Annotated in this window: 11 protein-coding genes; all 11 read left to right on the forward strand. The window is 59.9% G+C overall.

Annotated elements, in window-relative coordinates:
- The first annotated feature begins 682 nt into the window (after positions 1-682).
- The 11 genes from EYB53_RS19100 (at position 683) to EYB53_RS19150 (ending at position 12,506) form a co-directional block, all read left to right on the forward strand.
- Positions 683-901 (forward strand): DUF2281 domain-containing protein, encoded by a 219-nt coding sequence (locus EYB53_RS19100; RefSeq protein ID WP_135479993.1) that lies wholly within the window; start codon positions 683-685, stop codon positions 899-901.
- Complete coding sequence (locus tag EYB53_RS19105) at positions 898-1,191, forward strand: hypothetical protein (protein WP_135479994.1); 294 nt, start codon at positions 898-900, stop codon at positions 1,189-1,191. The genes EYB53_RS19100 and EYB53_RS19105 overlap by 4 nt, the downstream gene beginning before the upstream one ends.
- Positions 1,175-1,444: a type II toxin-antitoxin system RelE family toxin gene (locus tag EYB53_RS19110; protein WP_167857481.1), complete on the forward strand. Its 270-nt coding sequence runs from the start codon at positions 1,175-1,177 to the stop codon at positions 1,442-1,444. Before EYB53_RS19105 ends, EYB53_RS19110 begins: the two co-directional genes overlap by 17 nt.
- A gap of 22 nt (positions 1,445-1,466) precedes the next feature.
- Positions 1,467-1,607, forward strand: a complete 141-nt coding sequence (locus tag EYB53_RS19115) for a hypothetical protein (protein ID WP_167857482.1) — start codon at positions 1,467-1,469, stop codon at positions 1,605-1,607.
- Between the two features lie 622 nt (positions 1,608-2,229).
- Positions 2,230-5,142: an ATP-dependent helicase gene (locus EYB53_RS19120; protein ID WP_135479996.1), complete on the forward strand. Its 2,913-nt coding sequence runs from the start codon at positions 2,230-2,232 to the stop codon at positions 5,140-5,142.
- A gap of 526 nt (positions 5,143-5,668) precedes the next feature.
- Positions 5,669-6,016 carry a hypothetical protein gene (locus EYB53_RS19125; RefSeq protein WP_135479997.1) on the forward strand — a complete coding sequence of 116 codons (348 nt, stop codon included), beginning with the start codon at positions 5,669-5,671 and terminating at the stop codon, positions 6,014-6,016.
- A 230-nt stretch (positions 6,017-6,246) separates the two neighbouring features.
- Positions 6,247-6,498, forward strand: a complete 252-nt coding sequence (locus tag EYB53_RS19130) for a DUF433 domain-containing protein (protein ID WP_135479998.1) — start codon at positions 6,247-6,249, stop codon at positions 6,496-6,498.
- Positions 6,495-6,848, forward strand: a complete 354-nt coding sequence (locus EYB53_RS19135) for a DUF5615 family PIN-like protein (protein WP_135479999.1) — start codon at positions 6,495-6,497, stop codon at positions 6,846-6,848. The genes EYB53_RS19130 and EYB53_RS19135 overlap by 4 nt, the downstream gene beginning before the upstream one ends.
- A gap of 274 nt (positions 6,849-7,122) precedes the next feature.
- On the forward strand, positions 7,123-7,329 hold the full coding sequence (locus EYB53_RS19140; protein ID WP_135480000.1) for a hypothetical protein: 207 nt from the start codon (positions 7,123-7,125) through the stop codon (positions 7,327-7,329).
- A 676-nt stretch (positions 7,330-8,005) separates the two neighbouring features.
- Positions 8,006-9,859, forward strand: a complete 1,854-nt coding sequence (locus EYB53_RS19145; protein ID WP_135480001.1) for a site-specific DNA-methyltransferase — start codon at positions 8,006-8,008, stop codon at positions 9,857-9,859.
- Positions 9,852-12,506, forward strand: a complete 2,655-nt coding sequence (locus EYB53_RS19150) for a DEAD/DEAH box helicase (RefSeq protein WP_135480002.1) — start codon at positions 9,852-9,854, stop codon at positions 12,504-12,506. The genes EYB53_RS19145 and EYB53_RS19150 overlap by 8 nt, the downstream gene beginning before the upstream one ends.
- Positions 12,507-12,874: the final 368 nt, after the last annotated feature.

Raw genomic sequence — 12,874 nt, forward strand, 5'->3', positions numbered from 1 at the left:
GCACACCGGCTCCTGCCATTGCTGCTGCGCCCTACCGTGGAGACACCACCCGCCCCCACGACAGTGATTGCGACCATGGGACGAATCCCATGCCCACGGGAGGGCGCAGCAGCGATGGTGACCACGTTGTGACCGACAGATGCGCAGGGGCTGCTGCGCCCCTACGGGTTGGTCACGGAATCGCCGATAATGGCCGCGACGACACCCATCCCCGCACCGTGGCCGATGCCCCGTCCACGGCTGTAGGGGCGCAGCAGCCCATGGCCCGCCCGTTGCACACCGGCTCCTGCCATTGCTGCTGCGCCCTACCGTGGAGACACCACCCGCCCACGCCGTGCTGATCGCCCCCGGCAGCTATGCCCACGCGCCGCAGATCAGCGTGCCGATCATCGCCGCCGATGCGGGCGCGCTTGCCAAGGTGCTGCGAGCATCCGTGGTGCGGTGGCTATCCGTCGGAGCATAGAGCTACGCTGAAAATGGGGGAACCAAGTTCCCCCACGCCCCCGTTTTCCTTCGTGGTGGTGCGTCGGCAGACGCATCGTGTGTATAATAGCTGTTGTGAAGCGAGAACCCCGCGCGTTGCGCGCCCTTGCCCGTCAAGCCTTGCTGGTTGCAACGGTCGAGCGGGAATCAAGGCAACGAGCGCACGAACAGCAGCAGCATGCTGCAGGGAGAGCGTACCATGACGGTGAGCGAGCAAATTCAACAGCACCTTCAGAAATTACCCCCCTCGGTTCAGGCAGAAGTGCTTGACTTTGTCGAATATCTCCTGGCCAAGGCAAGTGTTCGGGAAGAACGCGCGTGGTCAGATGGGTCACTCGCCTTGGCGATGCATGGCATGGAAGATGAAGCCACGCCACACTACACCACGGCTGACGTGAAAAGGAGAACCCCGTCATGAGCAATCCCTCTGACCAGTTTACGATCACCGTCTCGCGGAATGAATTAGAAGCACTGCTGCGCCGGATCGTGCGCGAAGAGCTGAACCGTCTGATCGAAGCGCAGCGGCCATCGCTGCTCGACTCCTGGAGTCACGAAGGCCCAGATGAACCGGACGGCGATGCTGCGCTGCTGGCAGAAGTGCTAGCCCAGATTGAACGTGAAGCGGCCACACCGATACCGCGCATCGACTGGGCAGCGGCCAAAGCAGAGTTGACGCGCGCGGAGGCTGCCGGTGAGTTACCAGATTGAACTGCACCGTGAGGCGCTGGCTGAACTCAAGGCGCTGCCGGCCTATGTCCGCGCACAGGCGATCGAATTGATCGACCTGCTGGCCGCTACGCCGCGCCATCCCCGTGCGAAAGAGCTACGTGACAAACCAGGCATCTATCGCATCTGGCTGGCTGGACGCTGGCGCATAGCCTACGAAATAAATGATGAACAGCAAACAATTATCGTCAGGCGGATCCGGCGCAAAAGTGAAATTGACTATGAGAGCCTGTAGCCAGGCTTCGAAGGAGCTGGCAATGCCCCGCCCCACCGCTCACGCCCTGCTGATCGCCCCCGGCACCTATGCCCACGCGCCGCAGCTCAATGTGCCGATCAACGCTGCCGATGCAAACGCCGTGGTTGCGGTGCTCCGCGACCCGCAGTGCGTCTGCGCCTGAACCGCATGCTGGCGAAGCTGGGCACTTTCGGCGAGGCCTGCGCACCACCCCAGGGCGATTGCAAAGATACTGCTGGCAAACCTCGACTCAGCGCCGCGCTACGCTTTTTGGCTCGTCGGATGTCGAAAAATCGCGTTGCGTACGTCCTCAGCCAGCGGGCGAAGCCGCCACAGCCAACCTCCGCAAAAATGCGCGTTCGCCCTGTAGCGGGATACTGGCTCTGTGAGAGCAAGGCGCTCATGGGGAGTTTGCCAGCAGTATCTTGCAAAGTCCCAGTAGGGTTCGATAGTGTCCGCAGATTACGCAGATTACGCAGATGCGGAAGCCCTAATCTGCGTAATCTGCGTAATCTGCGGACGATCAGGAGGATTTTGCAATCGCCCTGACGGGCGGCAAATCTAGTTGACATTTAACATTCGCATGCTATACTAAATCTTAGTATAGTACAGATCTCATCATCGCTGTCAAGCTTTGAGTGAGTTCTACACTGAGATTGAGATAATGTATTCGCGCTTCCCTGCTCTTGGAGCATCCCCGCAGGCCGCTCGCAAGGTGCATCGTAGCCCGGCGTAGCGCCGCAACGCATTGGGCAGCGCGTTGCCATTGCAGCCAGAGGCCGACTATGCTCGCTCCGCGCATTTCCTCCTCCGCCAACCCCCGGCAGCGCGATGCCATTACCTCCACCGATGGCCCCCTGCTCATCATCGCTGGCCCCGGCTCCGGCAAGACCTTTACCCTCGTTGAGCGCGTGGTCTACCTGATCACCGAGAAGGGCGTGACCCCCGAGCAGCTCATGGTCGTGACCTTCACCGATAAGGCCGCCCAGGAGCTGACTACCCGCATCGCGAACCGCCTTGTCGAGATCGGCGTGCGCTTCAACCTCAACGAGATGTACCTCGGCACGTTCCACTCCATCTGTCTGCGCTGGCTCCAGGACCACCGTGAGTTCACGCGCCTCAAGCGCAACTTCACGATGATGGACCAGTTCGACCAGCAGTACTTCCTCTACCAGCACCTCCGCGACTATGACGCGATCCCCGGCGTCGAGCTGCTGCTCGGCGACCCGCAGAAGACGAGCGCCTGGCGGCGTACGGAGGATCTGCTGCGCTGGGTCAATACGGTCAGTGAGGAGGCCCTGGAGCCCGAGGCACTCATCGCCGCGCCTGACCCGGCCATCAGCGCCCTCGGCCGCTGTGCCGCCCTCTACCGCCAGCAGCTCGATGAGGCCAATGCGCTCGACTTCTCGGCCATCCAGCACGAGGCGCTGCGGCTGCTGCGGGCCTACCCGGCGATCCGCGACGCCCTGCGCCAACGCATCGCCTATCTGATGGTGGACGAGTACCAGGATACCAATACTATTCAGGAGTTTATCCTGATGGAGTTGGCCCAGGGCGAGGCGCCGAACCTCTGCGTGGTGGGCGACGACGACCAGGGCCTCTACCGCTTCCGCGGCGCCACCATCCGCAATATCCTCCAGTTCAAAGAGAAGTTCGCCCCCGGTGTCTGCAAGCAGGTCTTTCTTGAGACGAACTACCGCTCGCATCCCGCGATCATCGACTTCTCCAACGGCTGGATGGCTGGCCAGGACTGGGAGCACGACGGCCAGACCTTTCGCTACCCCAAGACGATTGTTCCGCGTGACGACGCCTTCCCTGAGGGCCCCGTGGTGCTCAAGCTCGCCGCAAAGACGGCAGATGCCTGGCATACAGAGGTGCTGGACTTGCTGCACGGCCTGCGCGACGCCGGCACGCTCACCGACTGGAATCAGGTGGCATTCCTCTTCCGCTCGGTGAAGCACGAGCAGGTACGTGGGCTGGCTACCTTCCTGGAGGCCCAGGGCATCCCGGTCTATTCGCCCCGCGCCAATCAGTTCTTCGACCGCGAGGAGATCCGGCTGATCATCGGCGCGCTCATGTTTCTCTTCCGTCAGCTGCCTGAGGTGCGCAAGTGGAAGCCCGACGCCCACCTCGACATCTGGGGCTACTACGATGAGCAGTGCTTTCGTCCTTTCGCCGAGCAACTGCGCCGGCCCGAGAATGCCGACCTGCTGAAGTGGGCACAGCGCAAGGCCCGTGACCACATGGCGCTCACCCAGAATGCCGACTACGCCTTCGCCGGGCTGTTCTATGAGCTGCTGCGCTTCCCGCTCTTCAGCCGCTACCTCGACGAGACGCTGCTCCAAAACGGCCTGCTCGACAGCCGGCCGATGCGCAACCTGGGCCTCTTCTCGCAGATGCTCAACAAGTTCGAGTACCTGCACCACATTAGCGTGCTCACGCCGGACTATCTTGAGAAGAACCTGCGCGATCTGTTCAACCAGTTCCTGCGCTTCCTCCACGACGGCGGCATCAACGAGTACGAGGACGAGGCGGAGTACGCGCCGAGCGGCCATGTGTCGTTCCTGACCATCCACCAGGCCAAGGGTCTGGAGTTCCCGGTGGTGGTGGTCGGCTCGCTGGGCGCCGTGCCGCGCAAGCAGTACAGCGCGGTCGATGTGGCCCTGGAGGGCTACCTGGCCCGCCCGCCCTACGAGCCTCTGGCGCAGACGAAGTTCTACGACTTCCGCCGGCTCTACTATACGGCCTTCTCGCGGGCGCAGAACCTGCTGCTGCTGACCGCCCTGGAGGTGAGTGGCCAGGGGCGCACGCCCTCGAAATACTTTGCTGACTACTACACGCCACTCCCCTCGTGGCGTGCGGGCCAGGTGAAGCTGGCCGCCGTGCCGCTGGCCCACATCAAGGATGTGAAGCTAAAGCGCGAGTACTCGTTCACCTCGCACCTGACGGTGTTCGAGAACTGCGCCGAGCAGTACCGCTTCTTCCGCGAGTTGGCCTTTGCCCCACTGCGCAAGAACCCGATCCTTTTTGGCACGCTGGTTCACCAGACCATCGAGGACATCCACAAGACGGTGCTGCGCGGCGAGCAGCAGCGCGTCACCGCCGATCAGATCGCGGCCTGGTTCGATACGAACTACGCCTACCTGACCCGGCGCGAGCGGGTCTACCTTTCGCCACCGATCCGCCAGTTGGCCCTAGAGCACGTCCTGCGCTACGCTCGCCGCACGGCCGGCAGTTGGTCGCACATCCGCGAGGCCGAGGTCGATGTCTCGCTGGTCAAGGACGAGTACATCCTGGCCGGCAAGGTGGACCTGATCCAGGGCGAGGGCGATACGGTCGAGGTGGTGGACTTCAAGTCCGAGCGCAAGTTAGACGTGAACGACCCGAAGGACCGCGAGAGGCTCAACCAGTACCGCCGCCAGTTGGAGGTCTACGCGCACATCATCGAGCAGCGCACGGGCCTGACGGTGAGCCGCACCCACCTCTACTACACCAGCGAGGAAGGCGGCAACCCCTACATCAGCTTCGACAAGAACAGCCGCTCGGTGGAGCGCACCATCGCGGTCTTCGACCGAGTGGTGCAGCGCATCGAGGCCAAAGACTTTGCGATCCCCGAGCGCCCCGTCAAGGCGTGCTCGACCTGCGACCTACGGCACTACTGCGACGCCAAGACCTGGGAATTTCGCGTCCCATCATGATTGATGACTACTGCACGAGATGAAGCAAGGGAGGGTCGCAAGGCTACCAACGCACCCTGCCTCGCCAACACCCACGCGACCCAGCGGGGCATCGTTCCAGCGCCGCTACAACGGGGCACCCGCAAGGGGTGCCCCTACAAGGCCAGGGGGCGGATCCGCTGTAGGGGCACCCCTTGCGGGTGCCCTTGCGGGTGCCCTTGCGGGTGCCTTGGCGGGGTGCATATACGGAAGATGCAATCGCCCTGCACTCTACCCCTACCCTCAGGGCTGATGCAAAGTCCCAGTAGGGTTCGCCGCCTCCGCACTGGGCAACGCGATCACGCTGCCCTCGTGGGTGCACCGTCGGGGGACAGAGCGTGGACTTCATGTTCGGCGGCAGCCATTGACACCAGTACCCAGTTTCACCCTCGTTTGGGTCTCCGCTGAGCTATAGCGCGTCGAGATCGTCCGTCATGCCGACCACATGGATGTGATATCATGCATTGCAATGCTACATCGGTAGAGAATCGACCCAGGAGACCTTGCTATGCCATCGGTGACGATTGCCGACATTGACAAGCGCTTGCGGCACCTCCCGCCCGACAAGTTGATCGTCGTCTATGATTTTGTCTCGTATTTATTGGAGCGTGATCTGACGGATCTGCTGCTCGATGCCGATATCGACGCAGGGGCGACGATGCTGGGATCTGAAGCGGTGTTGCGACGTGATTGGGATCGGCCGGAAGAGGATGTCCTCACCGCGATTGATAGCTTTGATTATGAAATCCTTCGGACACGCAAAAATGCGGCGCTGATGGCATTACTGGACGAGCGCGCGAACGAACCTGCAACGATGGATCTTGCGACATTGAAAGCAGAATTAGGCATCGATTAGAAAAGAACCAGGGCAACGCGATCACGCTGCCTTCGTGGGCGCACAGGCGAGGCGACGCCGCTGGCGCGTGCCTGAACCTGGGCGTTTTCTCCAACGTGGTCGTGTGTCGTCAGCCGTGCCGGTCTATGGGAGTTGCCAATGGCGCAAGAACACCCGTGCTACCGCAACCACTCCTGTCTATGCTATACTGTGCGCGATGAGCCGAGAGCCGACTCGAGAAGGAGGCGCGGATGACCCACTTGCCGACAACCGACGAACTGCTTACGCGCATTACCATTGACCCGGATATCTGCCACGGAAAGCCCTGTATTCGTGGGCTTCGTTATCCGGTCGAGATCATGCTTGAGTTGTTGACGTCCGGGATGACAATGGATGCGATCTTGGACGATTACGATGATCTCGAGCGCGAAGATCTCTATGCGGTACTCGCCTATGCAACGCGCCTCAGCCAGATTAAGCGTGTTCAGACGATAGCTGCATGAATTTCCTCGTTGATGCCCATCTGCCACGCCGCCTCGCACAGTGGTTGCACCTCCGCGGTCACCATGTGATCCATACTCGTGATCTTCCCCAAGGAAATCGTACCGGTGATAGCACCATAAATGCACGATCGGTCCTCGAACAACGTATCGTCATCACCAAAGATGTTGATTTCGTCGATTCTTTTCTTCTAAAAAAACAGCCGTATAAACTCCTCCTCGTATCGACTGGAAATATCTCAAATGATGACCTTATCGCTTTATTTACGCGATACATCGCTGACCTTGAACAAGCGTTGGCAACAAACGAGTATATCGAAATAAGCCGAACTGCGCTGATCATCCACATGTAGGCGGGGCAACCCGACGCCGCTGGCGCAACCCTCCCCTCGGCGCGTGGTGCCAACACCCACGCGACCCAGCGGGGCATCGTTCCAGCACCGCCTCGCGCCGCCCCACGTAGGATTAGATAGCATCCGCAGATGACGCAGATTATGACTTGCCCATCTGCGTAATCTGCGTCATCTGCGGACAATCAGAATGGCGTTGCAACAGCCCTACCCCTACCCTCGCGACCGATGTGCCGTTCGCTTCCCTGTGGTACACTAGACGCACACGGAGGTAACTATGACCACAAAAGAATTAATCTACGCGGAGATTGATCGGATCGACGAAGCGCAACTGGATGAACTGTACACGCTGATTAAGCAGTTCACCCAGGCCAAGCAGTCATCCAGCACACCAAGCCTCATGGAAAAGTTGAAGCGCATCCACATTGATGCACCGGAAGATTTTGCCGCTCATCTTGATGGAACGCCGCTCGCGGTGAGCTAGGCGCAATACCTTGCACAGAAGGCGGCTCTTTTGACGCACAGGCGCAAAGACGCAAAGGTTTTTGTGGAGGTAAGCTTACCTTCGCGGCTTCGCGTGCGCTAAACCTTGCCAAGAAGGCCGCTAACGCCAGCATTGCCCTCCCCTTCCGCCATTTCCTCCCGCTCTTCAGATTAGGGCTACGCTGAAAATGAGGGAGCCAAGTTCCCCCACGCCCTCATTTTCATTCGCGGTGGTGCGCCGACAGGCGCATCGTGTGCTGATGCAAAGTCTTCCTGATCATCCCCAGATGACGCAGATGCGGAAGCTCTAATCTGCGTCATCTGCGTAATCTGCGGACACTATCTACCCCACTGGGACGTTGCATCAGCCCCGCTCTTCAGATAACTCCGGTTGTTCATGATTCCGGTATGCTACAATGGCGGCAATAGGATCGCGCTGCGGTGAACCATATGTCGATCTGATAAGCTATACTGCCAAAAGATTGATCAATGTTCCGAGTCGTTTTCTGGTTTCCAACACATCGATGCAGAACCTGACATCCCTTGCGCCGTTGCATCAAACCACCAGCCTAGTCTAAACTATCTTTGCGCCTTTGCGCCTTTGCGTCAAACAACAGGTCTTGTTTAAACCACCCTTGCGTCAAACAAGCGGGCTTGCACCCTACCAGGAGCCTTCCATGCCTACCGATGATCCCACCGACCGCGTTGAACAGTATGCCTTCGAACCCATCAAGGGCTATCCGATGCTACACTGGCGCGGCAAGCGGCCCTTTACCTCGACGCAGTATTACCCTGCTCAGCATCGCGAGACCCACGGCCCCGAGGTCAATGGTTGGCGTAACAAGATCTTCTGGGGCGATAATCTCCAGGTGATGAGCCATTTGCTCAGGGAGTTTCGGGGCAAGGTGCAACTGGTGTATATTGATCCGCCGTTTGATAGCAAGGCGGATTACAAGAAGACAGTGCAGCTGAAAGGGAAAAGCGTTTCCAATGACCAGAGTACGTTTGAAGAGAAACAATACTCGGATATTTGGACAAATGACGAGTACCTCCAGTTTATGTTTGAGCGCATTATTCTGTTACGGGAATTACTATCCCAAAATGGAAGCGTATATGTTCATTGCGACTGGCGAATGAACAGCTATATACGCATATTGCTAGATGAGGTTTTCGGCAAAGAGTGTTTTTGCGCTGAGGTTAAATGGAAAAGAGTTGTCAGCACAGGAAGCAGCAAGGCGATTTCAAAGAAGTATCCTGTAGTTGATGACTCTATTCTTTTCTATTCAAAATCGAGTTCATATATTTGGAATACACAATACATTGACTTTTCGGAAGAGTACATACTAAGATATAATCAAGAAGATGAAAGAGGACGCTTTTATTGGGATAATTTAGGTAGTTATTCTCAAGAAACACTAGAAAGATTGATCGCGGAAAACAGAATAAAGTTACCGCTAGTTGATAACAGGAATCCTCGATATAAAAACTATCTACATGAACGAAAAGGGGTTGTGGTTGACAACCTTTGGACGAATATCGTACCACTTAATTCTCAGGCAATTGAAAGTTTAGGGTACCCCACCCAAAAACCAGAAGCGCTCCTTGAACGTATTATCCGCGCTTCCTCCAACCCTGGCGATCTCGTCTTCGACTGCTTTATGGGCTCCGGCACCACCCAAGCCGTCGCAATGAAGCTTGGCCGCCGCTTCATCGGTGCCGACATCAACCTCGGGGCAGTACAGATCACAACAAAGCGCCTACTCGCCGTGGGTGCCGAGCTTCAGCAGCCGCAGCGCAAGCTCGCTCTTGACGGCGAGGAGTCCACGACCCTCTACACCGGCTTCGAGGTCTACAATGTCAACAACTACGACATCTTCCGCAACCCGTTAGAGGCGAAGGAGTTGCTGCTCCAGGCGCTGGAGGTGAACCGGCTCCAGGCCGGCGGCCTCTTCGACGGCGAGAAGGACGGGCGTATGGTCAAGGTCATGCCTGTCAACCGCATCGCGACGCGCCAGGATCTCAACGAGTTGATCACCGGCTTCGACTACCGGGCCTTTGAGCGGCGTCAGGCCGAACACCCTACCCAGCCGGTCGAGCGCATCACGCTGGTCTGCATGGGCCACGAGGCTGGCCTGGCGGCGCATCTCCAGAAGGAAGTCTCCTACAAGCTTGATGTCGAGGTCGTCGATATTCTGCGCGACAAGCAGAACCTCCAGTTCAAGCGCGACGCCGAGGCGCGGATCGTCGTGCAGGACGGCCACCTCGTGATCGAGCGTTTCTACCCGATGAACCTGCTCGCCAAGCTCAGCCTCCAGCAAGAGAACGTCGGCGACTGGCGCGAGTTGGTCGAGTCGGTGATGATTGACTGGAACTACGATGGGGCGGTGCTGCAACCGGCGCTGGTGGACATCCCCGAACGGGACGAACTGGTGGCGGGGCGCTACCCCATCCCCGCTGACGCCGGCACGATCCGGGTCAAGCTCACCGACCTGCTCTCTGAGTCGCTGGAGCAGGAGGTGCGGCATGGCTAAGGTCGCCAAAACGAAACAGACCTCGCTCGACTTCGCCTTCTTCACCCACCTGCTGGACTTCTATCGGCAGAACAAGGGCCGCATCTGCCAGAGCTACCGCGAGCTGACGCGCAAGTACCTCGCCTTCAACGACCCGGCCAACGCCACGGCCTTCCTGCGCCCGCCGCAGTACGAGGCCCTGGAGATCTACGTCTTGCTCAAGGAGTTCCTGGGCAACCAGGCTGTCTACGCGATCTACCGCGACTGGGCGCAGCAGACCGGGCGCTTCGAGGGCCGTGGCAAGTCGGCGTCGGGGCAGGCCGGGCAACTCGGCCTCTTCAAGGAGCAGACCAGGGAAGAGTTCGATGCGGTCTTCGCTCAGATGCGCTCCTACGCCCGCGCCTACCCAAACTACATCTTCGCCCTGACGATGGGCACGGGCAAGACGATCTTGATGGCGACCTGCATCTTCTACGAGTTCATCCTGGCCAACAAGTTCCCCAAGGACGAGCGCTACTGTCACAACGCCCTGGTCTTCGCGCCTGACAAGACGGTGCTGGAGGCATTGCGCGAGATCCAGACCTTCGACAAAGCGCGGGTCGTGCCCGCCGAGTACGTCGCCTGGCTCGACACCAATATCCGCTTCCACTTCCTCGACGAGAGCGGCGTCACGCTCAACCTGCTCGACCGCTCGCGCTTCAACCTGATCATCTCCAACACCCAGAAGATCATTCTCAAGCGCCAGCACGCCGAGAAGACCCCAATCGAGCGGCTGATGCAGAGCGGCAAGCCGACCTACGCGGCAGCCTCGGTCTACGCCGAGAACGCCGACCTCTACGGCGGCGACGAGTTGGAGAGCGAGGACGACCTCGCCACCAACCAGCGCTTCGAGAAGCTGCGCCGGCTGGAGCAGCTCGGCATCTACGTGGACGAGGCCCACCACGCCTTCGGCACCCAACTCGCCAAAGACATGGGCATCCAGCAGTCACCGACGAGCCTCCGCGTCACCATCGACGCCTTAGCGACGAGCCTCAAGGCCTCGGGCACGCGGGTGGTGGCCTGTTACAACTACACCGGTACGCCCTACGTCCAGAACCAGATCCTGCCCGAAGTCGTCTACGCCTTCGGGCTCCAGGAGGCGATCAACCGCGGTTTCTTGAAGAAGGTACGAACCCACGGCTACACTAACCCAAAGACCACCGAATTTGTCCGCATCGCCATCGACGACTTCCTTGCGCACAACAAACTCGACGACCGCCACGAAGGGCTGCGCCCAAAGATGGCCTTCTTCGCGGCGACCATCGACGAGCTTCAGAACGAACTGCGGCCAGCAGTGGAAGCGGCGCTGACCCGCCACGGCATCCCCGCCAGCGCGATCCTGGTCAACGTCGGCGACGACAAGCTGACCTCGAACGACGACATCCGCGAGTTCAACCGGCTCGACACCCCCGGCTCAGAGAAGCACTTCATCCTGCTGGTCAACAAAGGGCGCGAGGGCTGGAACTGCCGCTCCCTCTTCGCGGTGGCCCTCTACCGCAAGCCCAAGTCGAAGATCTTCGTGCTCCAGGCCACCATGCGCTGCCTGCGGGCCATCGGTGTCGCCCAGAACACCGGCCACGTCTACCTGAGTGCCGAGAACCGGCAGATCCTCGACGACGAGCTTCAGCAGAACTTCCGGGTTACGATTGGCGAGATCGAGCAGGGCGGCAGCGAGAGCGAGGCGGTACGCACGCAGGTCAAGCTCCCCGTCGAGAAGGTCAAGCTCAAGCGGGTGCGTCGGCTCTTCAGCATGCAGGAAAAGGCACCGCCGGACGGCTTCAGCCTTGAACTGGCGCATGCCACCACCGACGGCTACCGGCTCATCCACACCGAGCGCGAGGGCCTGGCCGAGTACAAGCAGGCGACGAAGACCGAGGATCTCTCGCACCTGCGTGAGCGACGCACCTTCAGCGCGATGACGCTGGTGGCCGAGGTCGCGCGCTACCTGAACAAGCCCTGCCTGGAGATCGAGGCGCTGCTCGAGCGCAGCAGCGAGGGCATCGAGGCGCTGCTGGCGCGGGTCAACGAGTTCAACGAACTGCTCTACGACTGGGTGATCCCCCGGCTCTTCGACCTGCTCTACAAGATCGAGCACTTCGAGCGCACAGACGAGTACGAGATCGATCTGGTGAAGATGCCAGAGGACGGCTTCTACGAGCTGCGCGGCAAGCCGCACCTGATCGTACACGAGGCCGACGCGGGCAAAGAGGCCGCCAAGAGCTTCCACCTCGACACCTACTGTTTCGACTCGAACCCCGAGCGCGACCTCTTCTGGAAGCTGATCAAGGACGGGCGGGTAGACAAACTCTACTTCACCGGCATGCTCACCCACGGCCAATCCGACTTCTTCGTCCAATACATCGACCCGATGTCCCACACCGTGCGCAGCTACTACCCGGACTTCCTGCTACTGGGCACCGACGGCAACTACACCATCGTCGAGGTGAAGGGCGACAACAAAATCGACGCGCCGGAGGTCCTGGCCAAGCAACGCTACGCCGAGGAACTCGCCGGCGCGAGCGGCATGCGCTACCGCATCATAAAGGGCACCGACGCCAGCGCCGGACGCACCGACCTGGTGCTCGGCTCGGCAACCGAGGCAGCGAAGCAGTACGGGCTGATGGGGTGACATAGCGTAGGGGCGCAGCAGCCCATGGCCCACCCGTTGCACACCGGCTGGCATCATTCACGAAGCGGGGCACCCGCGAGGGCACCCGCAAGGGGTGCCCCTACAGGCGCGGGGGTACCAACGCCATCCATGTCATTCCGAACGCAGTGAGGAATCTTCCCTGCGGCGCATGGAAGACCCCTCGCTCCGCTCGGGGTGACAGGGTAGGCTACACACCGGCACTGTTGCTCTCCACACCACTGGCCCGCGGGCCATACGATACTCAGGGTGACAACCTAAGGACTTTGCACAAACCCTGCCGCCAGGAGTCAGGGCTACGCTGAAAATGGGGAAACCACGTTCCCCCACGCCCCCGTTTTCCTTCGCGG

Origin of the sequence: Candidatus Chloroploca mongolica, assembly GCF_004762035.2 — a bacterium.
Classification (GTDB): domain Bacteria; phylum Chloroflexota; class Chloroflexia; order Chloroflexales; family Chloroflexaceae; genus Chloroploca; species Chloroploca mongolica.

Excerpts from the sequence above, each read along its gene's own strand:
- EYB53_RS19100 (WP_135479993.1), top strand. The coding sequence starts at position 683 with ATGACGGTGAGCGAGCAAATTCAACAGCACCTTCAGAAATTACCCCCC.
- EYB53_RS19105 (WP_135479994.1), top strand. The coding sequence starts at position 898 with ATGAGCAATCCCTCTGACCAGTTTACGATCACCGTCTCGCGGAATGAA.
- EYB53_RS19115 (WP_167857482.1), top strand. The coding sequence starts at position 1,467 with ATGCCCCGCCCCACCGCTCACGCCCTGCTGATCGCCCCCGGCACCTAT.
- EYB53_RS19120 (WP_135479996.1), top strand. The coding sequence starts at position 2,230 with ATGCTCGCTCCGCGCATTTCCTCCTCCGCCAACCCCCGGCAGCGCGAT.
- EYB53_RS19125 (WP_135479997.1), top strand. The coding sequence starts at position 5,669 with ATGCCATCGGTGACGATTGCCGACATTGACAAGCGCTTGCGGCACCTC.
- EYB53_RS19130 (WP_135479998.1), top strand. The coding sequence starts at position 6,247 with ATGACCCACTTGCCGACAACCGACGAACTGCTTACGCGCATTACCATT.
- EYB53_RS19135 (WP_135479999.1), top strand. The coding sequence starts at position 6,495 with ATGAATTTCCTCGTTGATGCCCATCTGCCACGCCGCCTCGCACAGTGG.
- EYB53_RS19140 (WP_135480000.1), top strand. The coding sequence starts at position 7,123 with ATGACCACAAAAGAATTAATCTACGCGGAGATTGATCGGATCGACGAA.
- EYB53_RS19145 (WP_135480001.1), top strand. The coding sequence starts at position 8,006 with ATGCCTACCGATGATCCCACCGACCGCGTTGAACAGTATGCCTTCGAA.
- EYB53_RS19150 (WP_135480002.1), top strand. The coding sequence starts at position 9,852 with ATGGCTAAGGTCGCCAAAACGAAACAGACCTCGCTCGACTTCGCCTTC.